The sequence below is a fragment of the Methylibium petroleiphilum PM1 genome, from assembly GCF_000015725.1.
In the GTDB taxonomy this organism is placed as follows: domain Bacteria; phylum Pseudomonadota; class Gammaproteobacteria; order Burkholderiales; family Burkholderiaceae_C; genus Methylibium; species Methylibium petroleiphilum.
Window position 1 is genome coordinate 396,525 of the sequence record NC_008826.1, and the last position, 23,974, is coordinate 420,498.

Genomic DNA, 23,974 nt, shown 5'->3' on the forward strand with positions numbered 1-23,974 from the left:
TCCCCTGCAACCTCAACGAAAGGACCCAACCATGACCGCACAGAACTTCTCCCCCGCACAGGGCATCCCGGCCACCGCCTCGCGCCTGGTGCCGCGCCAGCTCGCCGCCGCGGCGGCGCTGGGCCTGGCGGTGCTCTACGGCGTGGCCTTTGCCGAGAGCCCGCTGGCGCACAACGCCGCGCACGACGTGCGCCACGTCACCGTCAAACCTTGCCACTGAAAGGGCGCAGCCATGCTGTTCCGACGCTTGGTCTGGTGCGCGCTGGCCGCCGCGCTGCTGGTGGGCAGCCTGCAATTCGCCATGCAGCGCTGGCAGGCGCTGCCCATCATCCTTGCGGCGGAGCGCTTCGAGGACCAGAAGGCGGCAGCGCCGGCACCCGCACACGAACACACGCACGAGCCCGTTCACGAAGGGGCCGCAGCGGGCGGGCACGAGCATGCCGCCGCTGAGCACCACCACGATGAAGCCGCATGGTCGCCTGCGGACGGCGCGGAACGCGGCTTCTGGACCTGGGTGGCCAACGTGCTGCACAGCTTCAGCATGGCCATGCTGTTGTTCGCCGTGATGGGCGCCTGGGTCTGGCGCCGCGGTGGGAGCGGCGGCATGGCGCGCTTGGCGTTGGCGGTGGCCGCCGCGGGCTGGCTCAGCCTGCACCTGTGGCCTTCGCTTGGGCTGCCGGCCGAAGTGCCCGGCATGGACGCAGCCGACCTGCGCGCGCGCCAGGCCTGGTGGCTGCTGGCCGCCGCCGGCGCCGCAGGAGCCTGCGGGATGCTCGCCTTCAGCACCGCGCGCTGGCGTTGGATCGCAGCTGCGGTGCTGCTGGCCTTGCCGTTCGTCGTCCGCGCGCCGCAGGTCGCGGACCCCTTGGCCGGGTTCAGCGGCGAGGCCCATGCTCGGCTGGCGCAACTCGGGCGCGACTTCGTCTGGGCCACGACCTGGGTGTCGCTGTCCTTCTGGGCTTCGCTGGGCGTGATCGGCGGCGCGCTCTTCGCTCGCTGGCTGCAGCCGGTGCTGGCCGAGATGCGGACCAACGCAGCCAGCGCTGCGCCGGCGATCGGAGCTTCTCGATGAGAACGACGCAGGCTGCCGGCAAGATCATGCTGGTGGGCATCGGCCCCGGCAGCGTGGGCCACATGACCCAGCGGGCCCGCGAAGCCATCGCCGAGGCCGACGTGGTGGTGGGCTACGTCACCTACATCAAGCTGGTGGCCGACCTGATCGAGGGCAAGGAGGTCGTGCGCAAGGGCATGACCGAGGAGTTGGACCGCGCGGTGAGCGCGCTCGAAGCCGCGCGCGCCGGCAAGAAGGTGGCGCTCATCTCCTCGGGCGACGCGGGCGTCTACGGCATGGCCGGCCCCACCTACGAGGTGCTGTTCCAGGCGGGCTGGACGCCCGAGGACGCGGTGCAAGTGGAGATCGTGCCTGGCGCCTCCGCGCTCAACGCCTGTGCCGCGCTGGTGGGCGCGCCGCTGACGCACGATTTCTGCGCCATCTCGCTGAGCGACCTGTTGACGCCCTGGCCGGTGATCGCGCGGCGGCTGGACGCGGTGGCGATGGCCGACTTCGTCGTCGCGCTCTACAACCCCAAGAGCGGCCGGCGCACGCGCCAGATCGTCGAGGCACAGCGCCTGTTCCTGCGCCACCGCCGGGCCGACACGCCGGTGGCGATCGTCAAGAGCGCCTACCGGCGGCGGCAGCACATCGAGTTCCGCACGCTGGAAACGATGTGCGAGGCCGACATCGGCATGCTCAGCACGGTGCTGATCGGCAACAGCCACACCTTCGTGCGCGACGGCCTGATGGTCACGCCGCGCGGCTACGCCAACAAGTACGACATTGAGCAAGGCGGCGAGACGCGCGAGGGCGAGAGGCCGGGGCGTTCGCTGTCGACCGGGCTGAACGGCTGGCTCGAGAACCTGCTGGACGACCACGCCGGCGGCGAGAGCATCGAGCAGCTCGCCGCGCGACACCGCCTGCCGGCCGACTACATCGCCGCGACCCTGGCCGAGCCGATCGAGGCACAGCCCGAAGCCGCGGCCGAAGACACCGAAACCTGAAGGGGCGCCCACACCACCAGACACCGAACCCGGGCGCGACCTCCGCAAGGCGGCCGCGCCCCCACGCCCCAGGTGCCTTGCCCAGCGATGGTCCGGGTCAAACGGGAACGGGGTAGGCCGGCCTGGCTTGGATGCCAGGCCGGCCGTAATCCCCGGCTGCCCCCGCAACGGTAGGCGAGTGCGGGTGCGTCCACGGCGCTCGAACCATCGAGCGCCAGCCACTGAACGGTTGCGTGGCGTCGTCGCCGAGACGACGCGCGCGGACCGCTTGGGAAGGCGATGCACCAAGACTCGCGAGCCCGGATACCGGCCTGTGGCGACGCGCCGCCGCGACGCGAATCGTGGCGGTCATCGCAATGCGACCAGCCGCGGGGAGCGGATGGCGGCGAACGCGCCGCGCTCACTCGCGTGGGTATCGCGCCATCCCGTGCAGCGGGTCGTTCCTGGAGTTGATGCCACGTGAGAACCACCGAACCAGGCGCCCGACGCGCGCCCCATTTGACGCCGCTGTCCATGGCCAGTTTCCTGACCGCCCTGCTGGCGAGCGCCACCGCGTGCGCCGAAGAACCGGCTGCGCTCGACGCGATCGTCGTCACGGGCCGGCGCACGGCGGCGCGACTGGAAGACACGCCGCAGCGCGTCGAGGACATCGAGCGCACGCCGACGCGTGAGCTCGCCGACCTGCTGAAGAAGAACGCGAGCGTCGACGTGATCCAGTACCCGGGCAACCTGTCGGGCGTCGGCATTCGCGGGGTCCGGCTCGAGTTCTCGGGCATCAACAAGCGCTGGCTGCCGCTGATCGATGGCCGGCCCGCGATGTCTACCAACCCGAGCCTGGTGAACCTGGACCAGATCGAACGCATCGAGGTGCTCAAGGGCCCGGCTTCTGCGCTGTATGGTGCGCAGGCCATGGGCGGCGTGGTGAACCTGATCACGCGCGAGAGTCACGGCGGCGTGGCCGGCACGGGGCAGATCTCGCTCGGCGAGTTCGATCTGAAGGAACTCCGCGGCCGCATCGGCGGCAGCCTGAGCGACGCGCTGGATTTCGACTACGCCGGTTCCTGGTTCGACCGGGGCGACTTCAGCGCCGGCCAGGGCGTCGAGCGGCCCAACACGGCGTACCGCCAGCAGAACCATGCGCTGCGCCTCGGCCTGGCCCCGGCGCTGGATTGGCGCCTGCGCGCCAAGACCGACCTCTACCGGGGCCGCGACATCGCCACGCCCGGCGACATCGCCTACGGCCTGAACCCTGCGCACGCGAGGAGCCTGTCGTGAGCCTTCTGCGCCCACAGGGGCTGACTGTTCGCATCGGCGGCAAGACATTGCTGCACGATGCGAGCCTGTCTCCGCGTGCGGGCGAACTGCTGGGCGTCGTCGGCAGCAACGGCGCCGGCAAGACCACGCTGCTGCGCACGATGGCCGGATTGACGCGCGCCGCACAGGGGCGGGTGCTGCTGCCCGGGCGTGGCAGCTTGCCTACCTGCCGCAAGGCCAGGCCGTGCACTGGCCATTGCCGGGGCGCGAGGTGATGGCGCTGGGCCGGCTGCCGCATGGCGATGCGCTGCGGCCCAGCGGGCGCGACGCCATCGCGCGCGATGGCGGCCACCGCGACGCAGGGCTTTGCCGAGGCCGCCGCGCACACCTTGTCCGGCGGCGAACGTGCGCGGCTGCTGCTGGCCGGCGAGCCGCAGGTCGTCCTGGCCGACGAATCCCTGGCCGCGCTCGACGCGGCCCATCAGCTGCGCGTGCTGGCTTTGCTGCGCCAGCAGTCCCATGGCGGCCGAGCCGTGGCGCTGGTGCTGCACGACCTGGCGCTCGCCGCGCGCTCTTGCACCCGCATCGCCGTGCTGCACCAGGGCCGCCTGCTGGCCGACGGCCCGCCTGCACAGGTGCTCGATGAAGCCTTGATCGCCCGCGCCTTCGGCGTCAGCGCCCTGCGCATCGACCACGCGGGCGAAACCTGCCTGCTGGCCTGGCAGCCGCTGCCGGCCGACTCCCATCTGGAAACCACGCCATGAGCCTTCCTGTTGAAAAACCCAAGATCGGCGCCTACCGCCGCCACATCCTGATCTGCACCGGGCCGCGCTGCACGAAGGACGGCCAGTCGCAGGTGTTGTTCGACAGCCTGGGCGACAAGTTCAAGGCGGTGGGCCTTCACCAAGGTGAACTGCGCGTCAAGCGCAGCCGCGTCAGCTGCTTCGCCGCCTGCAACGGCGGGCCGGTGATGTGCGTGCAGCCCGACGGGGTCTGGTACTACGACGTGACGCCGCAGAACATGGACCGCATCATCGAGCAGCACCTGGTCGGCGGGCAGCCCGTCGACGAACTGGTGTTCCACCGCGGGCCCGGCCATGTCGAATGAGCCGAGCTTCGCTGCCGGCACGGTGTGCATCGTCGGCGCCGGGCCGGGTGCGGCGGACCTGCTGACGCTGCGTGCCCTGCGGCGCCTGCAGCAGGCCGAGGTGATGGTGCATGACCGGCTGATCGCGCCGGAGGTGCTGGCGCTCGCGCCGCCGCAAGCGCTGCGGGTGTACGTGGGCAAGGCTTCGGGCGACCACGCCGTGCCGCAGGCGGGCATCCATGCGCTGTTGGTCGAGCATGCCCGGGCGGGCCGGCGCGTGGTGCGGCTCAAGGGTGGCGATCCCTTCGTGTTCGGCCGCGGCGGCGAGGAGGCACTGGCGTTGCAGGCCGCCGGCATCGCCTGCGAGGTCGTGCCCGGTGTGACCGCCGCCGGCGGCTGTGCGGCGGCCGCCGGCATCCCGCTGACGCACCGCGACCTGGTCAGCAGCTGCGTCTTCCTGCCCGGGCATCTGGCCGAGGGTGAGGGTGCGCACGGCCGCACGCTGGACTGGGCTGCACTGGCGCGGCCCGGGCAGACGCGTGTGTTCTACATGGGCGTGCAGCGCCTGCCCCAGATCGCGCAGCGGCTCATTGCCCACGGGCTGGCGCCCGAGACGCCGGCCGCGATCGTGCGCGACGGTACGCGCGCGACTCAAAGCGTGCTCGCCACTGGCCTAGCAGCGCTGGCGCAGGCCGCGCCCGCGTACGGCCCGCAGCCCGGGCTCCTGATCATCGGCGAGACGGTGAGCCTGAGCCCGGACTATCGGCCCACGGTGGCGCCGCAGCCGGAGCTTCGGCGCACCATGCACTTCGATGCCAACGAGCGCGATGCCGTCTACCGCGTCATCGCCGCGCGGCGCGACATGCGGCACTTCGCGGGCGGGACGGCGCTGGCCCCGGCCGTGCTCGAGCGCCTACTGTGCGCGGCGCATCAGGCGCCGTCGGTGGGGCTGATGCAGCCCTGGCGCTTCATCCGCGTCGCCAACCCGGCGCTGCGCGAGTCCCTGGCCGCGCAGGTGGCCGCCGAGCGGGAGCGCACGGCGCAGGCGCTGGGCGAGCGTGCCGAAGAGTTCCTGCGGCTCAAGGTCGAGGGCCTGCGCGAGTGCGCCGAGCTGCTGGCCCTGGTGCTCGCGCCCGACGACGGAACGGTCTTCGGCCGCCGTACGCTGCCGCGCGAGATGGCGCTGTGTTCGGTGGGGGCGGCGGCGCAGAACCTGTGGCTGGCCGCACGTGCGGAAAACCTGGGCCTGGGCTGGGTGTCGATGTTCGAGCCGGCGGCCGTCGCCGCGCTGCTGGGGCTGCCTGAGGGCGCCTTGCCGCTGGGCCTGCTGTGCCTTGGCCCGGTCGATGCCTTCTACGACGAGCCGATGCTGCAGGCTGAGCACTGGCGTCAGGGCCAGCCGCTCGGTGACATGGTGTTCGAAGACACCTGGGGTCGATCGGCTGACAAGCCGTGAACGAATTGCTGGCCACAGTTCCTGATGGGTCCGATGTTGGCCGGCGTGGATGGCTACGGTCAGACGCGCCGGGCGAGGTCGCCGCTGGCGAGTGGGGCGACTTCGGAGGTCGTGGCGGCACTGTGGGGCGGCAGGAGTGCGTGGCGAGGCCCTGGGGCCGCGCCGGGTTCAGGCCGCGAAGGCGATGTTCAGGCTGCGCATGCGCATCAGGTTGCGCGCCAGGGCATGCCACAGCAGCACGGCTCGCGCCTTTGTCAAGCCACAGACGTTGAACCTGGACAGTCCTCGGCGCCGCAATTGCGCGTTGGCATAAGTGAACTGGCCCCCGAAAATGGACGCCAAGAGGTCTGGTATTTTGACCATGTGGAAGGATGGCAAGGACGGCGATGGGCCGCCCGCCCCGGGCAGCGAGTTCGAGCCCAAGCCGGGCGACAGCGACGCGGTGGCGCAATGGCGGGCCCGCATGGCCACCGACGCCGCGCGCGAGATTTACAAGGATCGTGCAGCCACGGCCGAATGCGTCAACGCGCAGGCCCGCAACCGGGGCTTGTTGCGCATGCCGGTGCGCGGGCTGGCCAAGGTCCGCTGCGTCGTCAGGCTGTACGCGCTGGCGCACAACCTGATGCGCATGCCCTCGCGCCGCAACTCCTCGGTCCGGGCACTCCCGCGTCCGCGATGACCGCAACGGCCGCATGAGTCCGCAAACCATGCCCGACCCCCCCAAAACACGTCCCTGCGCGACCCCGGACTGCTGCGGGATCGCGCCAACAAGCGCACCCGCCTCACCGGATCGGCGTTCACCCGCGCCGCCATGCCTCATGGGGTCCCCTTGTTTTCGGTGCCAAAAGTGACGGTACGCCTCTGCCCGTAGAGCCAGCATTGGCGCGGGGTTCGCTTTCAGACCGCGCGCAAGTGCTTGTCAGGCAATGAGTTCCTGTTGGTCCTCCGATCGGCCGCTGAAGGCCTGTTTGTGGGGTCGATCTCAGCCAGCAGCACCTGTTTTCACTGCAGTTTGTGACGGCAGGATCTGGCCCGCGTAGCGCTCCAGCGGGAAGCGGAAGACTCCCCGCAGGTTGATGCCTTCAAGGCGCGTGGGCGCAATGCGCCCGGTCAGCTCGGCCGGCACGATCTGCCGCCTATTGGCCCACCGGTCCAGCACTACCTGCATCTGCGCCGTGTTCCATGCCATCACGATGTTGGCCAGCAGGCTCAGCGCATCGGCCACCGCTTGCATTTCGTCGGCTCTCCGTGCCTGCGCTGGCCCCACACGGCCGGTGTAGATCGCCCGCTTCAGCGCATTGACCGCCTCGCCGCGGTTGAGGACCCGTCGCAGCTCGCGGCGGAACGCCTCGTTGACGAAGTAGTCGGCCAGGAACGCCGTGCGCAGCAGCTTGCCCAACTGGACGCCGGCGTCGTAGATCGGGTCGCCTCGGGCGGCCGAGCCGAACCTGGCCAACGCCGTGACCGCGCTGGCGTGGCCCGTGATCACCGAGGCTGCCAGATGCACCAGACTGTCCCAGTGGGTCTCTATCAGGGCCGTATCGATGGTGGCCTCGCACACGGCAGCGATCTCCTCGGGCACCTTCATGCCGCGCGGCACGAACAGGTGCCGCTGATTGAGCTCCCTGAGCCTGGGACACAGATCGAAGCCCAGCAGCCGAGCCAGGCCCATGGCGAAGTCGGTGTAGCCGTGCGTGTCCACAGCCAGTTGCGTGGTCTCGACCTTCTCCTGCCGCACCACGCCCTCGATGGCCGCGCCAGCCTGACGCTCGTTGAGCACGATGGGCTGGGCATGGAAGATCCCCCAGCGGTCCTTGACGTGGCTGTAGATGCCGATCGAGGCCGTCTGCCGCCTGGGGTCCTGCCGTGCCTGCCAGACCCGGCGGCTGGTCTCCAGGCTCATCATGTCTGACGAAGCCAGATCCGCTCGGCCCCAGGTGGCGGCGATCGGTTGGCGTTGCATGTGCTCCAGCACCGCCTGGCAGGCCAGCGCCAGGCGCCGCTCGTCACCGGCCCAGCGCATAGCCTGGCGAATACTGGTGGCCGACAGCTGCGGGATCATCCGTGCGCACTCGGCCGCAGTCAGGCTGGTGCCGTGGGCCAGGATGCCGGCGTAGACCATCAGCAGTTCCTGGCCAGATCGCGGCTCGCGTGCGAGCATGATCCAGCTGAAGCGCACCTGGGCGTCCACCGCCAGGATGACCTCGGGCAGTTGCACTTCGCCGATGCGCTGATCGAGCCGGCTGCGCAGCCTGCTGACTTCGGGGTCCTCATCGTCGGCCGCCAGCGGAGCCAAGTGCAGTTCGTCGTCGACACGCAGCGCGCCGGTGCGTACCGCCGTGGCCACGGCGTCGACGCCGGCGCGCACGCGCTCCAGCAGCGGCGCGAGGTAGTTCGCTGCCTTGGCCGGCATCTGTAGCCTGGCGTAGTGGCGCCGGGCCTCAACCTCCCAGCGCTCGTCCGGGATGAACAGCCGCTCGCGGCCTCGGAAGCTCAGCGAGTGTTCGATCCAGATCGAGCCATTGCGCAATCCCCGGCGCAGCGCGAACAGGGTGGCCACTTCCAGTGCCCGGAACGCCCGCTCCCGGTCGGTGTCAGCGATGTCCTGGCGCCACGCTGCCCCCAGCCGTGCAGCGGTGACATCGACAGGCAAGGTCTTGTCGCCGGCTGCGTACTGCGCGCGCAGGATGTCCAGCGCCTGCAGCGCCGGGTGCTCACCCGTGGCCGTCCACGACAGGCTCCCAGCGGCCACCAGCAGCGAGCGCACCGGGGCGATGGCGGCGATCAACTGCCGACGGATGCCCGAGGCCCGGCTCGGTGTTCTCTGCGCGCGCCGGGCTGCGACCAGTTCGAGCAGGCGCGTGCGCAGTTCGGCCGTGCCGGCTTCGTCCCGGGCCAGCTCGGCCAACTCCTGCAGCAGCAACTGGTACTGCCGCGACCAGTCGATGGGGGCAACCGCATCGTCGGCACATTGGCGCCAGAGATCGGCGACGCGGCGCTGGAACATGAGGATGAACTGGTCGGTGGCCGTCAGCAAGCAGTAGCGCAGGAAGCAGGCCGTCTCGACGGTCCGGGCGGGCTCCTTGACGCGGGCGTTGACCGACGGCGCTCGCGAGGCCATGCGTCGCGCGTAGCGGCGCACCAGCACGTTGTTGATCTCGGCCAGCGCGCGGTCGACGCCGAGCTCCTTCAGGCAAGTGATTCGCTCCAGAACCTCTGCTATCTGCCGCGTGGAATGCTTGGCCGGCGCGCTCCACAACCAGGACTGGCAGGGTTGTCCATCAGGACGCGGGGCATCCAGCACCGCGCTCCAGCGCTTGAGGGTCGAGACGGGAACCGACTGCCGAACCGCCTCGGCCGTCGTGCGCTCGAGCTCGCTCAGGGCGGCCGCCACCAGGCCGCGGATGTCGCGCTCGCGCAAGACCAGCAACCTGTGGCTGTACAGCCATTGCCGGGCGTGGACGATCAGACGTTCTCGGTCGGCGCACTGCGCGACTTCATCGCGCAGCACACGCACGAGCGCACGACGCTGGTGCTCAGTCATCCAGCCAAATCCCAGGGACTCGCAGGCCAGCTGTTGGTGATCGAACAGGGTGCGGCCCCGTGCATACAGCGCCCGCACGGACGCCAGATCGGGAGTCTCGATGCCGAGTTCGCGGCCCAGGTGGGCCAGCAGGACGCTCGGCACGACGCGCACGCTGTTCAGCGGCCGGCCGGTCATGCGCACGAAGCCGATGTGCAGCGCCAGGCCCAGCCGCAGACCGTCGCCGCGGCGTCGCGCGATCAGCTCTCGCTCGGCGGGGCTGAAGCTGAAGAAGGCCTGCAGCTCAAACTGGCTGAGCTCACGCGGCAGCTCGCGCTGGCCCAGATACGGTGATTGCCAGCCTTGCATGGCCTCGCTCCCAACTCAAGCCTCGGGCCGCCCACGATAAGCCCCTGCGCGAGCCAACAGGAAAGTTCATCGAATCAACAACTTACCGAACAGCGCTCGAACGGACCCGCGCCAATGCTGGCTCTACGGGCAGGAGCGTACCGTCACTTTTGGCACCGAAAACAAGGGGACCCCGGTTACGACTTCTCTTGTGTGAGCGGCGCCGTTCATCGGTTCCGATGGCGCGCAGTACTTGTGTGGGGAGCGCCTCCACGCGATCGACGCAATGCTGGCCTTACCGCTCGCGCCCCGTGCCTTTGCGCCTCTACTCTGAATCCTTCGGACGCCAGTCCCACAGCGCAGGGTGAACGCCGTCTCCTGGTGTCGTCGCCGGTAGCTCGCATGGCGAGCGAGGAGTGCGACGGGCTGCAAGTTTCATTTCGCCGACACATCGCTGTCACGAAGCCTGCCGAGACTTCGCTCCCAGATATCTAGACATCTGGAGGAAGCGTGATCCAACGTGGCATCGGCGAGACCGTCTATCGACAAGTCCAGCGGCAGCTGGAAGCCGAGATCCGCTCGCTGCATCGCCCGGGCGACGCCCTGCCGCCGGAGGCCGCCCTGGCCGAGCGTTTTGGCGTCAACCGGCACACGCTGCGCCGCGCCCTTGAAGGGCTGATCGCCGAAGGCTGGGTCGAGCGTCGCCACGGGTTGGGCAGCTTCGTGCTGCACAAGCCGCTGGACTACGACATCGGCCAGCGTACCCGCTTCACGGAGACGCTCGAGGCCCAGGGTCGTGTCACCGAGAGCACGGTGCTGCGCAAGCTGCGCATCCCGGCCCAGGGCGGCGTGGCCCAGCGCCTGCAACTCGACGAGGGCGAGCCGGTGGCCTGGATCGAGACGCTGCGCAGCGTGGACGCGGCGCCGTTCTGCGTCATCTCGCACTACCTGCCGCTGACCCTGCTGCCGGGCGTGCTCGACGACTACAGCGGCGGGTCACTGCACGAATTCATCGAAGCACAGCACGGCTGGCGCCTGAAGCGCACCGAGAGCCTGGTCTCGGGGGCGCTCCCGCAAGGCGATGACGCCAGCCTGTTGGCGATGCCGGCCCATGTGCCTGTACTTCGCGTCAAGAGCGTCAACGTGCGCGACCGGGATGGAGCCCCGGTCGAGTACGCCCTGACTCGGTTCCGCGCAGACCGCATGCAACTGCGCATCACCCCTTGAACCTTGCCAGTTCCCGACTGATTCCATCGACCTTACAGGAGCGTCATCAATGTATCGCAAAGCTTTCCTCCGCACAGCGATCGGCCTGGCCATTGGCCTGGCCGGCGTCGCCGCCACCACCAGCGCGCTCGCCCAGGCGCAGCATGACGGCAGTGCTGCCAAGCCGCTGCGCGTGATCCTCGTGCCCGCCGACGGGGGCACCGAAGACGGCACGAAGAAGGACTTCCAGCCCATCTTCGGCGCCATCGGCCAGGCCACCGGCCTGCGCTTCGACATCAAGGTCGGCCAAAGCTACTCGGCCGTGGTCGAGGCCATGTGCAACGGCGCCGCCGACATCGCCTGGTACGGCCCCGCCACCTACCTGCAGGCCAAGGCCCGGGGCTGCTCCGAGCTGCTGGCGCTGGCCGTACGCCACGGTGAGTCGGTCTACTACTCGGGCATCTTCGCGCGCACCGATGCCGGCATCAACGGCGTGGCCGACCTCAAGGGCAAGCGCATCGCGCTGGGCGACGTGAACTCGACCTCGAGCTTCAACGTGCCGGTGGCGATGATGATCGCCGGCGGCGTGGACCCGGCCCGCCAGGCCGGCTCCATCAACATGGCCGGCAGCCACGCCAATGTGCTCAAGGCGCTGGCCGAGGGCCTGGTCGATGCCGGTGGCGCGTCCTTCGACTCGTTCGAGAAGGCCGTGAACGCCAAGGCCCTGGACCCGAGCAAGGTCAAGGTCATCGCCAAGAGCACGCCGATCCCCTATCCGCCGCTGGCCATTCACCCGAAGGTGAGCGACGGCGTCAAGGCCAAGCTGCGCGACGCCTTCAACAACGTCGACAAGCTGCCCGGCATCAGCAAGGACCAGATCCGCGGCTACGGCGGCGGGAAGGTCGACGGCTACACCGCCAAGGTCAGTGAAGCCGACATGGCAGCCGCCGGGAAGATGTTCGAGCTGGTCACCGACACGGTCAAGACCGACATCATGAAGAAGGCCAGCGCGCGCTGATCGCCCCTTGTGCGGCTGCCGCGTCGGCAGCCTTCAACCCAAGAGTCACCCGCGCGGCTTCGCCCGCCGGGTGCTCCCGCCACGCGGAGCAACCCATGATCGAATTCCAGCATCTCGGCAAGACCTGGCCCGACGGCACGCGGGCTCTGTCCGATGTCAGCCTGCAGGTCCCGCGCGGCCAGTTCTGCGTCGTGCTGGGCCCCTCGGGCGCCGGCAAGTCGACGCTGCTGCGCGCGGTCAACGGACTGATGCGGCCGACCGAGGGCCGGCTGACGATCGACGGCATTGAGTTCAATGCCGACACCGAACGCGCCCTGCGCCAGCGCGTGGCGATGATCCACCAGCATTTCAACCTGACGCTGCGCATGAGCGTGGCCGGCAACGTGCTGTCGGGCCTGCTGCCGGTGGTGTCCACGGGTCGCGCGCTGCTGGGCTGGTTCACGCCCGAACACCGGCGCAAGGCCTGCGCGCTGCTGGAGCGCGTGGGTCTCGATCCCCGGCACCTGCGCCGCCGTGCCGGTGAACTCTCCGGCGGCCAGCAGCAGCGCGTGGGCATCGCGCGCGCCTTCATGCTCGACCCCGAGGTCGTGCTCGCCGACGAACCTGTGGCCAGCCTCGACCCCAAGATCTCGCGCGACATCCTCGCGCTGGTGCGCGAAGCGGCCCGCGAGCGCAACACCACCGTGCTGTGCAGCCTGCACCAGGTGGACCTGGCGCGCGAGTTCGGCGACCGCATCGTCGGCATGCGCGACGGCCGCGTCGTCTTCGACGGCACGCCGGCCGAGTTCAGTGACGAGCGGGTGCAGCAGCTCTACGCCGGCGCCCATTGGGATGACCAGCCGGCCGATGAGCACGGCAGTTCGACGGTCGCGGCGCCGCTCGATGCCCAGGGCCGCCAGCCGCTGGCGGCATGAGTGGACGTGATGCAGCACCCCGCGGAGTGAACGCCATGCTTGCCAAGCCCATCCCCGTGCCGCCGCAAGGCACCCAGCTCGAATGGCGCCTCGACCCGCCGTACAGCGCCAAGCACCTGCTGGTCGTGATCGGCCTGCTGGCCCTGCTGCTGTGGACTGGGCATCGCACCGAGATGGACCGCATGGTGGCCATGAGTGTCCAGGCCGTCGGCAAGCTCGTCGGCCTGGCCGACGACTCGCAGGTCGTGCGAGGCCTGTCGCGGGTCGGCACGGCGATGTGGCCGCCGGCGATCAGCGAGCAGGAAGACGTGGCCCGCCTGCCCGGTCTGGACCGTGACCGCTTGCCGCCCTTGGCCTATATCGAGGTGCAGGAGCGCACCGAGCAGCGGCTGAACCCGCAGACGCTGAAGATGGAAGCCTCCGTCGAGCGCACCGAGACGCTGGTCAAACCCGTGGGCTATCTCTGGACGGTCACGGTGAAGATGCTGGAGACCTTGGAGATTGCGCTCTGGGGCACGATCCTGTCGGTGCTGCTGTCGGTGCCGCTGGCGTACTTTGCGGCGCGCAACTACACGCCGTACCGGGCCACCTACACGCTGGCCCGCGGCACGATCAGCCTGCTGCGCTCGGCGCCCGAGCTGATCGTGGCGCTGTTCCTGGTGCTGGCCTATGGCTTCGGGCCGATCGCCGGTGTGCTGGCACTCGGGCTGCACGCGGCCGGCTTCCTGGGCAAGTTCTACGCCGAAGACATCGAGAACGCCGACAAGAAGCCGCAGGAGGCGCTGGAGGCCATCGGCGCCGGCAAGCTCAAGACGTTGTGGTACGGCGTGCTGCCGCAGGTGCTGCCGCAGTACATCGCCTACACGCTGTACATCCTGGACCGCAACGTGCGCATGGCCACCGTCATCGGCCTGGTGGGCGCCGGCGGCATCGGCCAGGAGCTCAAGGGCCGCTTCGACATGTTCCAGTACGACCACGTGGCCACCATTCTGATCGCGATCTTCGTCGTGGTCTTCCTGCTCGACCAGTTCTCGGCCCGCCTGCGCGCGCGGCTGATGTGAGGACGCCATGACCCACCACTCATTGATCGGTCCCGCACCCGTGATCGAACGGCGCCACCTGGTCGCCTGCCTGTCGGCGGCCGGCCGCGAGGCCGTGCTGAGCACGGCCGCCCAGCTCAGCGAAGGCCTGACAGTGACGCCGCTGCAGCCGGCCGAGGCCGGCCTGGCGCTGATGCAGTGGCGCGACGCCGTGCAGCACCAGCCCTTCTTCCTGGGCGAGGTGCCGATGGCGCGCGCGGCAGTCGCGCTGGTCGACCACCGGGGCGAACGCGCCGAGGGCGGCGCCGTGGTGATGGCCGACGACGCCGAGCTGGCCCAGGCGCTGGCGTTGCTGGACGCCGTCTTCGCCCACCGCTGGCCCGGCGCCGACGCGGTGGACGCCCTCGCGGCGCGCGGCGCGCAGGCCCGCGAGGCTCTCCGCACCGTCCGGCAGGCAGGGCTGCAGCGCACGCGCGTGGACTTTGCGCTGCTGGCCGAGGCCGATGAGGACGAGGAGGGCGCCGCATGAAGCCCGCCGATTGGTGGACGCCGCAGGCGCAGCAGCAGGCCTTTCGTGCCGTGCTCGACGGCTTCGCCCGGCCTGGCACCCGCGTGCCGGCCACGCCACCAGGTGCGGTGCTGATGTTCCTGTCGGCGGTGCTCGACGAGTCGGTGAGCCTGGCCGATCCGGGGGGCGTGCTGGGTGCGGACCTGCGGCGTCTGCTGCTCGCACCGACGGCGCCTGCGGCGCTGGCACGCTTCGTCCTGCTCGATGGCCGCAGGCCACCCGAGGCTGGCTTCGAGCCGGCGCTGGGCACGCTGGAGTCGCCCGAAGGCGGCGCCACGCTGCTGCTGACCGTGGACGCCGTGGGCAGCAGCCGATCGGAGGCGACTCAGGAAGAGGACGTGGTGCTGCACCTGCAGGGCCCGGGCGTGGCGGGCACGCGCACCCTGGCCGTGAGCGGGCTGCATCCCGACTGGCTGGCGCGGCGCGCGGCCTGGGTCGCGGCCTACCCGCTGGGCGTGGACATCGTGCTGGCGGCGCCCGATGCGCTGGTGGCGCTGCCGCGCACCACGCGCATCGAGATCACGGCCGTGGCCGGGGAGCACTGAGCATGGGCTATGTGGCCATCAAGGGCGGAGAGACAGCCATCCGCGAAGCCGCCCGCGTGCTGGAGTTCCTGCGCGCACAAGGAGGCGGCGCGCCGCTGGCGGTGGATGCCGTGCGGGATCAGCTTCACTTCCTGACCGGGCGCGTCATCGGTGAAGGAGGCCTGTACGACCCCGACCTGGCGGCGCTGGCGCTCAAGCAGGCCGCGGGCGACACGCTGGAGGCGGCGTTCTTCCTGCGGGCGTTCCGCTCGACGCGGGCGCGCCTGGCGGTGACCGACGCCCACGACGGTGGCGGCATGCGCCTGGTGCGCCGCATCTCCTCGGCCTTCAAGGAGATCCCGGGCGGCCAGATGCTGGGCCCGACGCCGGACTACCTGCAGCGCCTGTTCCGCTTCGAGCAGTTGGCCGAAGGCCGCGAGGCCTTCCAGGCCCTGGCGCGCGAGTGGCTGCACGACTTGCCGAGCCCGGACCTGCCCGACAGCTTCCCGAAGGTGGTGGACGCCCTGCGCGCGGAGGGCCTGCTCCCGGCGCCGCCCGACGCGGCGGCACCGGCCTTCGACATCACCCGCGACCCGCTGGTGTTCCCGGTGTCGCGCAGTGCGGCCCTGGCCACCATGAGCCGCGCCGAGACGGGCTCGATGCTGGCCATCGCCTACTCCAACATGCGCGGCTACGGCGACGTGCACCCGACGGTGGCCGAGCTGCGCGTGGGCTACGTGCCGCTGATGCTGCCGCACCCGCTGACCGGCGAGCCGGTCGAGGCCGGCGAGGTGCTGGTCACCGAATGCGAGGTGGTGGCCATGTACACACCGACCGAGGAGCCCGGGGCGAAGCCGGTGTTCTCGCTCGGCTACGGCGCCTGCTTTGGCCACAACGAGGTCAAGGCGATCTCGATGGCCATCCTCGACCGCTCGCTGCAGAAGGGCATGGCGGGCACCCCCGACAACCCCAGCGAAGACCCCGAGTTCGTGCTGCTGCACATCGACGGAGTCGACTCGATGGGCTTCTGCACTCACTACAAGATGCCGCACTACGTGACCTTCCAGTCCGACATGGACCGCCTGCGCGCGACGCGGGCCAGGCAGACAGGGCAGCCCCATCAGGCCGTGCCCGCCGAGCAGCCGATCTCTGGAGGCCAGGCATGAGCACCACCCACCGCAGCGCCGGCTATGCCTTCGGCTTCCTGGACGACCGCGCCAAGAAGGAACTGCGCCGGTCGATGCTCAAGGCGGTGTGCCTGCCCGGCTACCAGGTGCCGTACGCCTCGCGCGAGATGCCGATCGCACGCGGCTTCGGCACCGGCGGGCTGCAGCTGACACTGGCCCTGATCGGCCCTACCGACACCGTCAAGGTGATCGACCAGGGGGCCGACGAGTCGGTCAACGCGGTCAACCTGCGCCAGTTCGTCGAGCTGACCTGTCCCGGCACACGCACCACCCCGCACGCGGGCGAAGCCACGCTGATCCAGACGCGGCACCGCATCCCCGAACGGCCGCTGAGGGCCGACCAGATCCTCGTGCTGCAGGTGCCGTACCCCGACCCGCTGGTGGTGGTCGAGCCGTCGGAGGAGCGGCGCAAGACCATGCACGGCGAGGGCGACTACGCCCGGCTGTGGGTCAAGCTGTACGAGGACATGGTGCACTTCGACGAGATCACGATCTCGCACCGCTACCCGACGCGCATCGCCGGCCACTACGTCATCGACCCCAGCCCGATCCCGCGCTGGGACGTGCCCAAGCTGCACCAGGCCGAGTGCCTGTACCTGTTCGGGGCCGGGCGCGAGAAGAAGATCTATGCCGTGCCGCCGCACACCGACGCGGTGCCGCTGACCTTCGACGACGTGGCCTTTCGCGTCGAGGACTTCACCGACCCGGCCACCGGCCGGCGCTTCGCGTGTGCGCGCTGCGGCGCCACCGACAGCTTCCTGGACGAGCTGATCGGCGAGGACGGGCGCAGGACGCACCAGTGCTCGGACGCTGGCCACTGTCTGGAGCGCCTGAACGCGCAGTCGGCGGCCCAAGACACGCGGGAGGCGGCATGAACACGAAGCCCGATGCCATCCTGGACGTGAGCGGCCTGACCCGGCTTCACGGCAGCGGCTGCACACGCTGCATCGAATCCACCGGCCCCGAGGCCGGCACCAACGTCTGCCCGCACTGCGGCAGCGTGGTGGCCTGCGCGGACGTGAGCTTCAGCCTGATGCGCGGCGAGGTGCTGGGGGTGATGGGCGAGTCGGGCAGCGGCAAGTCCTCGTTGGTGCGGCTGCTGTACGGCGACGATGCGCCGACGCGCGGCAGCGTGCGGTTTCGCGACCCCGACGCGCCCGCGGAGGCCATCGACCTGCTGGCGCTCAACGCGCAGCAGGCCCGCCGCCTGCGCAACCGGCGCTTCGGCATCGTCTACCAGAACCCGCACCTGGGCCTGAACTTCCAGGTCAGCGCCGGCGGCAACATCGCCGAGCGGCTGCTGATGAGCGGCGAGATGCGCTACGCGCACATCCGTGAACGCGCCATGCAGCTGCTGTCGCGCTGCGAGGTGCCGGCCACGCGCATGGACGAGCTGCCCGGGCGCTTCTCGGGCGGCATGCAGCAGCGGGTGCAGATCGCCCGCGCGCTGGCCACCGACCCGCCGCTGCTGTTCCTCGACGAGGTGACGACGGGCCTGGATGTGTCGGTGCAGGCGCGCATCCTCGACCTGATCCTGGAGCTGCAGCACCAACTGGGCGTGTCGATGATCGCCGTCACCCACGACCTGGGCGTGATCCGCATGCTGGCCTCGCGCACGCTGGTGATGAAGATGGGCCGTGTCGTCGAGTCCGGCCTGACCGACCAGATCCTCGAAGACCCCCAGCATGCGTACACGCAGCAGCTGGTGGCCTCGGCACTGTGAGGGACCGCGCCATGACCCCCTGGATCCTCAAGGCCGACAAGCTCGACAAGCACTTCTTCCTGCACGAGCAGGCGCGCCGGATTCCTTCGACCTTCCAGGTCGACCTCGAGCTGCATCCCGGGCAGCTGCTGGCCATCACCGGGCCGTCGGGCGCCGGCAAGTCCTCGCTGCTGAAGTGCGTCTGGCGCACCTACCTGCCCACCGGCGGCCACCTGTGGCTGCGCGAGGCCGATGGCGCGCTCACCGACCTGGCCACGGCCAGCGAGCAGCACATGCTGGCCCTGCGGCGCACCGAGCTGGGCAGCGTCACGCAGTTCCTGCACTGCCTGCCGCGCAAGAGCGCGCTGGACGTGGTGGCGCAGCCGCTGGTCGATGCCGGCGTGCCGCTGGCGCAGGCGCGCGAGCGTGCGGCCGAGCTGCTGCGGCGGCTGAACGTGCCTTCGCACCTGTGGGCGGTTGCGCCGGCCACGTTCTCCGGCGGCGAGCAGCAGCGCATCAACCTGGCGCGCGGGCTGATCCGCCCGGTGCGCCTGCTGCTGCTGGACGAGCCCACGGCCAGCCTGGACCAGGTCTCCCGCGACTGCGCGATCGCGTTGCTGCGCGAACTCAAGGCCGCCGGCACCGCGATGCTGGCGATCTTCCACGACCCGGCGCTCGTGAGCGCGCTGGCCGATGGCGAGGTGCGGGTGTTGCCGCATCCGTCGCTCCCGGGCGGCAGCGCCAGTGCGGATCAACCTCATAGGCAGGCGGCATGACGACATCCACCACCACCTCTTCCATCGCCCACCACGCGGCCCCGATGCTGTACCTGACCCACGCGCGCGTGGTGCTGGCCGACACCACCCTCGACGACGCCGCCGTGCTGGTGGCCGACGGGCGCATCGAGGCCATCTGCCCGAGCGCGGCGCCCGCAGGCGCCCGCGAGATCGACCTGACGGGGCGCATCCTGATGCCAGGCATGATCGACCTGCATTGCGATGCGCTGGAGAAGGAGGTCGAGCCGCGGCCGGGCGTGCACTTCCCGCTCGACTTCGCGTGTGCGCAGGCCGACAAGCGCAATGCCGCGGCCGGCATCACGACGGTGTTCCACGCGCTGTCCTTCGCCAACCACGAACTCGGCGTGCGCAACAACGCCTTCGCCGCCGACATCGCCCGTGCCGTGACGGCGTGGCAGCCGCATGCGCTGGTGGACAACCGCGTGCACGCCCGCTATGAAGTGACCGACGAGTCGGCGCCGCCCTTCCTGGTGGACCTGCTGCAGCAGGGCCAGGCCCACCTGGTCAGCTTCATGGACCACACGCCGGGTCAGGGGCAGTTCAAGGACGTGACGGCCTTCCGCAGCTACCTGGCCCGAAGCTACAAGACCAGCGAGGCGGAACTCGACGCCATCGTGGCGCGCAAGCAGGCCGCGGCGCTGGGCGCGGCCGAGCGCATCGCGCAGGTGGCCCAGGTGGCACGCGAGCGCGGCGTGGCGGTGGCCAGCCACGACGACGATTCGCCGGAGAAGGTCGAGGCCGTCGTTGCCTTCGGTGCGGCGATCTCGGAATTCCCGGTCAACCTCGCGACGGCGCGGGCCGCGCGGGCGCAGGGGCTGGCCACGCTGTTCGGCGCACCCAACGTGCTGCGCGGAAAGTCCCAGTCCGGTTCGATGCGCGCGCTCGACGCGGTGCTCGAAGGCGTGGCCGACTGCCTGTGCGGCGACTACTCGCCCGCCGCGCTGCTGCCCTCGGTGCTGCGCCTGCCCGAACTGGCCGGCATCGGCCTGCACGAGGCCGTGGCGCTGGTGACCGCCAACCCGGCACGGGCGGCCGGGCTGCACGACCGCGGTCGCATCGCCAGTGGCCTGCGCGCCGACCTCATCGCGGTGAAGGCGCTGGGCGGCCTGCCGCAGGCCGAGTACGTGTGGGTGCACGGTGCCCCGGCGCTGAGCGCGCACTTCGACCACGCCTGAGGCGGCTTGCCTGGAGACTGCCATGTCCGCACGATTGATCTATGTGGTCGGCCCTTCGGGCAGCGGCAAGGACAGCCTGCTGCGCTATGCCCGCGAGAAGCTGGCCGACGACCCCGGCGTGGTGTTCGCGCACCGCTACATCACCCGGCCCGCCGACGCCGGTGGCGAGAACCATGTCGCGCTGACCCCCGCCGAGTTCGCCAGTCGCCTGCGCAATCGGCTGTTCGCGCTGGCCTGGGAGAGCCACGGCCACGCCTACGGCATCGGCATCGAGATCAACCAGTGGCTGGCCAAGGGCGCCTCGGTGGTGGTCAACGGCTCGCGCGAGTACCTGGGCGAGGCCGGCCGGCGCTTCCCGGAACTGCTGGCGGTGCGCATCGAGGTGCCCACCGAGGTGCTGCGGTCGCGCCTGCTGGCGCGGGGTCGCGAGGATGCAGCGTCGGTCGAGCAGCGGCTGGAACGGCATCGCCGCATGCAGGCTGTTCCTCAGCAGACCACACAGTCGGCCTGCGCGGGCCATGTGATCACCAACGACGGACCACTGGAACGCGCCGGGGACCTGCTGGTGGCTCTGGTGCGCCAGCACGCCGGGCAGCCGCTGTGCGCGTGACCTTCCTGGGTACCGGCGCGGCCGGCGGCGTGCCGCTGTACGGCTGCACTTGCGTGGCCTGCGAACGGGCGGCCCGCGACCCGAGCCGGATGCGGCGTCCGTGCAGCGCCCTGATCGAGCACGCGGGCACCCGGGTGCTGGTCGACGCCGGGCTGACAGACCTGCACGAGCGCTTTGTGCCGGGCGCGCTCGACGCCATCGTGCTGACGCACTTCCACCCCGACCACGTGCAGGGCCTGTTTCATCTGCGGTGGGGGCGCGGTGCGCCGATCCCGGTGCACGCGCCGCCCGACGCCGAGGGCTGCGCCGACCTGTACAAACATCCGGGCCTGCTGGACTTCCAGCGCCTGGCCAAATTGGAGCCGCAACGCATCGGGGCCCTGAGCTTCACGCCCTTGCCCCTGGTGCACTCCAAGCCGACCTTCGGTTATGCCGTGCAGGCCGAGGACGGGGCCCGGTTCGCCTACCTGACCGATACGCTGGGCCTGCCGCCCCAGACCGAGACGTTCCTGCAGGCCTGGCAGGCCGACGGGCTGGCGCTCGACTGCAGTTTCCCGCCGCAGGAGGCGCCGCCGCGCGGCCACAACGACTGGCCGATGGCGCTGGACACGATCGAGCGCGTGGCCCCGCGCCGGGCGTGGCTGACGCACATCGGCCATGCCCTCGATGCGTGGATGATGCAGACGAATCCGGCTCTGGCCGGGAATGTGTCGGTGGCGCGGGATGGGGAACAGATCGAGCTGGGCCGCGGGCAGCCGCTCGGCCACCCATGACCGACGGCTTCGCGGTCGTTGCCATCGGCTTGTCCGTGCTGATGCACGTGACCTGGAACCTGATCGCCCGCCACCAGCCGCGTGACGCCGAGCCCTTGTGGTGGGTGCTGCTGGGCCATCTGGTCCTGGTCGCGCCGTGGGGCGTCGTCCGGTTCGTCATCGATGCCCAGTGGAGCGTCCACCTGCTGGCCCTTCTGCTGACCTCGGCAGCGGCCAACGTGCTGTACTTCCACGGGCTGCACCGGGCCTACCAGCACGCGCCGGTGGCCTACGTGTACCCGCTGGTGCGCAGCTCGCCGCTGCTGATCGCCGCCTGGAGCCTGCTCTTCTTCGGCGAGTCGCTGGGGGCGCTGGCGTGGATCGGCATCGCCATCAGCGTTGTGGGCCTGGTGCTGATGGCCCGCACGGCGCGCGGCAGCGACGAGGGGCGGGCGCTGCCCTGGACCTTGCTGGCCATGCTGGCGACCAGCGTGTATTCGCTCTCGGACAAGGCCGCCACCGCGCACATCGCCGGCTTCGGTGGCATCCTCGGCTACCTCAGCGTCGGCTACCTCGCGGCCTGGCTGGCCATGAGCTGGCGGCTTCGGCGCAGCACGGGGCGCTGGATACCCAAGGCCCGACCGCGCGCATCGGTGCTGCTGGTGGGCAGCGTGTGCGTGGGCACGGCCTATGCCCTGGTGATCCACGCCATGCGAACGCTGCCGGCCGCCGAGGTCGTGGCCTACACGAATGCCGGCATCGTGCTGGCGACCGTGATGTCGATGGTCGTGTTCCAGGAGCGGGTCCAGTGGCAGCAGCGGGCGGTGGCTGCCGGCGTGGTCTGCGCCGGACTGGCGTTCATCGGGGTGGGGCGGACGCTGTAGGGCGGGGCTCGTTGGTGACTGCGCGTCCCAGGGCAGACTTCAGCCTTCCGGCGCCAGTTCGTCGGCCGCCTGGTCGGCCCTGCGCCAGTCCCGCGGCGCCACGCCGTAGCGTTGCTTGAAGGCCTTGGACAATGCCGTCGCGCTGCCATACCCCACCGCGTCGGCCACGCCCTTCAGCAATCCTCCGGCGCGCAGTTCGGACATCGCCAGGGTCAGCCTAAATCCGGCAGTTACCCTGTCGCCGGCAGCCCCAGCGGGCCAGGTTCTTGAGCTGCTCCGCAGCAGCCTTGACGTGCTGCAACGCCATGCCGATGTTGGTGATCAGCCGCTTGAGCACTTGGGACCGGCCGTGCAGCGGCGTCAGGTACAGCGTGGTCTGGTTGGCATGGCTGGCCGCTTTGCCCACCGCCGCCAGCAGCAGCGGCCGGCTGGTGATGGCTTCCAGCCGGCCCGTCGGGTGCGCCGCCCGGCAGTACCAACTCCACCACTTGTAGACCAGCGCGCAGGCCCGAGCCACGGTCTGGCAGCGGTTGATGTCCTGCGTGGTGAAGCCCCCGAGCCCCCACTGGTTCTTCAGCTCGTCGAAGGCGTTCCCCGCGTCTGCCCGATCGCGGTAGATCTGCCCGATCGACTCCAGCGGGTAGGCCACGTCGGTCACCAGCACCGCGTACTCCCAGAGCTTGTCGCCCTCGTGTACGCTCGGGCCCGCCAGAGTTCGAGTCACGCACCGACCCTGGGCCTGTCGTCCGCGCCGGGCTCTGCAGCGCTCGGTCACGACCTGCGCGACGAAGTCCCGTAGGCTTTCCTGGCAGCGCTGCGCACGCTCTTCGCATGGGTGCGCGCGCTGCCTCGCGCGCCGCCGCTCCTCTCCTGATCGACCGAACACGGCTTGGCACAGGGTCGCTTCGACCCTTCGCCAGGCAAGTCGTCGTGCCGGACGCCTGTCCGGGCACTGTGGAGCGTTGGTGAAGACGATCGGTGGCGGCCTTGGTGGGCTGTGTCTTGGTCAGCACCACGCGTTGGGCGCGGTAGCCGGCGTAGCACGCACGCCGTGGCCGGACCCGACAGCGCGTGCCCATGGCGCGGTCCACCTCGGCCAGCAGGGCCACGTCGGCGCTCGTGTAGCGCCGCGCAAAGCCTGCTCCGGGGCGCGGTACTGCTTAACCAGCGGCTTGCCGCCAGCCCAGCGCGAGACCAGCCGGGTGACCTGCGCACGGTTGTAGCCGCTCAGGCGCTGCAAGTAGGCCAACACCGGCGCGCGGTCCTCGCGCAGCAGCTGGCGGTAGTCAAAGCGCCGCAGTACGGCGTCGATCCAGCTGCAGCGCCCCGCGTGTCGTCTTCGGCGCGCCGGAACTCCAGCGTCTGCGTCCCCTCCAGCACCTGCCGCACCTGCTCCACGGTGCGCACTTGCGCTTCGTTCATGTCGATCACCATCGCTTCGATGATCGACGCGCTGCGCCGGCTGCCCCTCAGCCGCCCAACCGCCGCAGCCAGAACCCCTCCAGGCTCATACCTCGTTGGACAAGACTGCTGCTCGCACCGCGTGATCCGCTTGTGCTACGATGAAATTACGTTGGTGCTCGCGTCGGCCATTCGGTCGGCGCAGTGAAACGGGAATCAGGAAGACGCGTTCCGCCGGAACAGATCCAACCTGAGCTGCCCCCGCAACGGTAAGCGGACGAGGTGCTTGCGCCTCGACCCGTGTGAGTCGCCCACTGCAGGTTTTGGCCTGTGGGAAGGGCACACGGGAAAGTCCGTCAGCCCGGAGACCGGCCAACTGGGTGGGTGCGCATGTGCCGAAGGTGCTGCGTGCCTGTACACGGCGGCCTGCGGGGAAGCAGGCGGCCGGCTGGTCTGTCCGAGTCTTTGCC

At 70.3% G+C, this 23,974-nt stretch carries 25 protein-coding genes, 2 pseudogenes and 2 riboswitches; of the genes and pseudogenes, 23 read left to right on the top strand and 4 right to left on the bottom strand.

All coding sequences use genetic code 11. The annotated features are described in order from the left end of the window. The first annotated feature begins 31 nt into the window (after positions 1 to 31). The 8 genes from MPE_RS21695 to cobA all read left to right on the top strand — a co-directional run bounded on the left by MPE_RS21695 (position 32) and on the right by cobA (position 5,855). Entirely contained in the window at positions 32 to 220 is a 189-nt protein-coding gene (locus MPE_RS21695; RefSeq protein ID WP_041930418.1) for a CbtB domain-containing protein, read from the top strand. A gap of 12 nt (positions 221 to 232) precedes the next feature. After that, positions 233 to 1,072, top strand: coding sequence for a CbtA family protein (locus MPE_RS21700; protein ID WP_011831809.1), 840 nt, complete (start codon positions 233 to 235; stop codon positions 1,070 to 1,072). Continuing rightward, on the top strand, positions 1,069 to 2,058 hold the full coding sequence (gene cobJ / locus MPE_RS21705; protein WP_011831810.1) for a precorrin-3B C(17)-methyltransferase: 990 nt from the start codon (positions 1,069 to 1,071) through the stop codon (positions 2,056 to 2,058). The genes MPE_RS21700 and cobJ overlap by 4 nt, the downstream gene beginning before the upstream one ends. A gap of 69 nt (positions 2,059 to 2,127) precedes the next feature. Further along, positions 2,128 to 2,372: riboswitch (cobalamin riboswitch) on the top strand. Between the two features lie 199 nt (positions 2,373 to 2,571). Beyond that, the gene (locus MPE_RS24935) at positions 2,572 to 3,333 is read left to right on the top strand and encodes a TonB-dependent receptor (protein ID WP_148211120.1); all 762 of its coding nucleotides are present in this window, start codon (positions 2,572 to 2,574) and stop codon (positions 3,331 to 3,333) included. Next, entirely contained in the window at positions 3,330 to 3,587 is a 258-nt protein-coding gene (locus MPE_RS24775; RefSeq protein WP_049820968.1) for an ATP-binding cassette domain-containing protein, read from the top strand. The genes MPE_RS24935 and MPE_RS24775 overlap by 4 nt, the downstream gene beginning before the upstream one ends. A 21-nt stretch (positions 3,588 to 3,608) precedes the next feature. Next, positions 3,609 to 4,076 carry an ATP-binding cassette domain-containing protein gene (locus MPE_RS24780; protein ID WP_237706435.1) on the top strand — a complete coding sequence of 156 codons (468 nt, stop codon included), beginning with the start codon at positions 3,609 to 3,611 and terminating at the stop codon, positions 4,074 to 4,076. After that, a complete protein-coding gene (locus MPE_RS21720; protein WP_011831812.1) occupies positions 4,073 to 4,420 on the top strand; it encodes a (2Fe-2S) ferredoxin domain-containing protein in 348 nt (115 codons plus the stop codon). Before MPE_RS24780 ends, MPE_RS21720 begins: the two co-directional genes overlap by 4 nt. Then, positions 4,410 to 5,855, top strand: a complete 1,446-nt coding sequence (gene cobA / locus MPE_RS24940; RefSeq protein WP_011831813.1) for a uroporphyrinogen-III C-methyltransferase — start codon at positions 4,410 to 4,412, stop codon at positions 5,853 to 5,855. The genes MPE_RS21720 and cobA overlap by 11 nt, the downstream gene beginning before the upstream one ends. Before the next feature lie 168 nt (positions 5,856 to 6,023). Here the strand turns inward: cobA and MPE_RS24195 are convergent. Further along, a pseudogene (locus MPE_RS24195) lies at positions 6,024 to 6,164 on the bottom strand (IS5/IS1182 family transposase); the annotation flags it as partial. 106 nt (positions 6,165 to 6,270) lie between these two features. Between MPE_RS24195 and MPE_RS21730 the strand changes: the two are divergent. After that, positions 6,271 to 6,551 (top strand): annotated as a pseudogene (locus tag MPE_RS21730) (transposase); the annotation flags it as partial. A gap of 286 nt (positions 6,552 to 6,837) precedes the next feature. On the opposite strand, the gene MPE_RS21735 reads toward MPE_RS21730, so the two are convergent. Next, the gene (locus MPE_RS21735; RefSeq protein ID WP_011831781.1) at positions 6,838 to 9,747 is read right to left on the bottom strand and encodes a Tn3 family transposase; all 2,910 of its coding nucleotides are present in this window, start codon (positions 9,745 to 9,747) and stop codon (positions 6,838 to 6,840) included. A gap of 489 nt (positions 9,748 to 10,236) precedes the next feature. On the opposite strand from MPE_RS21735, the gene phnF reads away from it, so the two are divergent. The 14 genes from phnF to MPE_RS21805 all read left to right on the top strand — a co-directional run bounded on the left by phnF (position 10,237) and on the right by MPE_RS21805 (position 22,103). Further along, complete coding sequence (phnF, locus tag MPE_RS21740; RefSeq protein WP_011831783.1) at positions 10,237 to 10,953, top strand: phosphonate metabolism transcriptional regulator PhnF; 717 nt, start codon at positions 10,237 to 10,239, stop codon at positions 10,951 to 10,953. 49 nt (positions 10,954 to 11,002) lie between these two features. Beyond that, on the top strand, positions 11,003 to 11,950 hold the full coding sequence (locus MPE_RS21745; protein ID WP_011831784.1) for a phosphate/phosphite/phosphonate ABC transporter substrate-binding protein: 948 nt from the start codon (positions 11,003 to 11,005) through the stop codon (positions 11,948 to 11,950). 95 nt (positions 11,951 to 12,045) lie between these two features. Then, positions 12,046 to 12,864, top strand: coding sequence for a phosphonate ABC transporter ATP-binding protein (phnC, locus tag MPE_RS21750; RefSeq protein WP_011831785.1), 819 nt, complete (start codon positions 12,046 to 12,048; stop codon positions 12,862 to 12,864). A 35-nt stretch (positions 12,865 to 12,899) separates the two neighbouring features. Then, positions 12,900 to 13,925: a phosphonate ABC transporter, permease protein PhnE gene (gene phnE / locus MPE_RS21755; RefSeq protein WP_041930414.1), complete on the top strand. Its 1,026-nt coding sequence runs from the start codon at positions 12,900 to 12,902 to the stop codon at positions 13,923 to 13,925. A gap of 7 nt (positions 13,926 to 13,932) precedes the next feature. Beyond that, positions 13,933 to 14,433 (top strand): phosphonate C-P lyase system protein PhnG, encoded by a 501-nt coding sequence (gene phnG / locus MPE_RS21760; RefSeq protein WP_011831787.1) that lies wholly within the window; start codon positions 13,933 to 13,935, stop codon positions 14,431 to 14,433. Continuing rightward, positions 14,430 to 15,017, top strand: a complete 588-nt coding sequence (gene phnH, locus MPE_RS21765) for a phosphonate C-P lyase system protein PhnH (protein WP_011831788.1) — start codon at positions 14,430 to 14,432, stop codon at positions 15,015 to 15,017. Before phnG ends, phnH begins: the two co-directional genes overlap by 4 nt. Positions 15,018 to 15,019: 2 nt before the next feature. Then, the gene (locus tag MPE_RS24785; RefSeq protein WP_011831789.1) at positions 15,020 to 16,162 is read left to right on the top strand and encodes a carbon-phosphorus lyase complex subunit PhnI; all 1,143 of its coding nucleotides are present in this window, start codon (positions 15,020 to 15,022) and stop codon (positions 16,160 to 16,162) included. Next, on the top strand, positions 16,159 to 17,058 hold the full coding sequence (locus MPE_RS21775; RefSeq protein ID WP_011831790.1) for an alpha-D-ribose 1-methylphosphonate 5-phosphate C-P-lyase PhnJ: 900 nt from the start codon (positions 16,159 to 16,161) through the stop codon (positions 17,056 to 17,058). Before MPE_RS24785 ends, MPE_RS21775 begins: the two co-directional genes overlap by 4 nt. Continuing rightward, complete coding sequence (locus MPE_RS21780) at positions 17,055 to 17,906, top strand: ATP-binding cassette domain-containing protein (RefSeq protein WP_011831791.1); 852 nt, start codon at positions 17,055 to 17,057, stop codon at positions 17,904 to 17,906. Before MPE_RS21775 ends, MPE_RS21780 begins: the two co-directional genes overlap by 4 nt. Before the next feature lie 11 nt (positions 17,907 to 17,917). Further along, positions 17,918 to 18,661, top strand: a complete 744-nt coding sequence (phnL, locus tag MPE_RS21785; RefSeq protein WP_011831792.1) for a phosphonate C-P lyase system protein PhnL — start codon at positions 17,918 to 17,920, stop codon at positions 18,659 to 18,661. Then, positions 18,658 to 19,857, top strand: coding sequence for an alpha-D-ribose 1-methylphosphonate 5-triphosphate diphosphatase (locus tag MPE_RS21790; RefSeq protein WP_011831793.1), 1,200 nt, complete (start codon positions 18,658 to 18,660; stop codon positions 19,855 to 19,857). Before phnL ends, MPE_RS21790 begins: the two co-directional genes overlap by 4 nt. A 22-nt stretch (positions 19,858 to 19,879) precedes the next feature. Further along, positions 19,880 to 20,467 (top strand): phosphonate metabolism protein/1,5-bisphosphokinase (PRPP-forming) PhnN, encoded by a 588-nt coding sequence (gene phnN / locus MPE_RS21795; RefSeq protein ID WP_011831794.1) that lies wholly within the window; start codon positions 19,880 to 19,882, stop codon positions 20,465 to 20,467. Continuing rightward, positions 20,458 to 21,240, top strand: coding sequence for a phosphonate metabolism protein PhnP (phnP, locus tag MPE_RS21800; RefSeq protein WP_011831795.1), 783 nt, complete (start codon positions 20,458 to 20,460; stop codon positions 21,238 to 21,240). The genes phnN and phnP overlap by 10 nt, the downstream gene beginning before the upstream one ends. Next, complete coding sequence (locus MPE_RS21805) at positions 21,237 to 22,103, top strand: EamA family transporter (protein WP_011831796.1); 867 nt, start codon at positions 21,237 to 21,239, stop codon at positions 22,101 to 22,103. The genes phnP and MPE_RS21805 overlap by 4 nt, the downstream gene beginning before the upstream one ends. A gap of 39 nt (positions 22,104 to 22,142) precedes the next feature. On the opposite strand, the gene MPE_RS23625 is transcribed toward MPE_RS21805, so the two are convergent. Together MPE_RS23625 and MPE_RS21810 are read right to left on the bottom strand one after the other, a co-directional pair. Further along, positions 22,143 to 22,307 carry an AraC family transcriptional regulator gene (locus tag MPE_RS23625; RefSeq protein WP_011831797.1) on the bottom strand — a complete coding sequence of 55 codons (165 nt, stop codon included), beginning with the start codon at positions 22,305 to 22,307 and terminating at the stop codon, positions 22,143 to 22,145. 13 nt (positions 22,308 to 22,320) lie between these two features. Beyond that, on the bottom strand, positions 22,321 to 22,827 hold the full coding sequence (locus MPE_RS21810) for a hypothetical protein (RefSeq protein WP_011831798.1): 507 nt from the start codon (positions 22,825 to 22,827) through the stop codon (positions 22,321 to 22,323). 833 nt (positions 22,828 to 23,660) lie between these two features. Further along, a riboswitch (cobalamin riboswitch) is annotated at positions 23,661 to 23,895 on the top strand. Positions 23,896 to 23,974 lie beyond the last annotated feature (79 nt).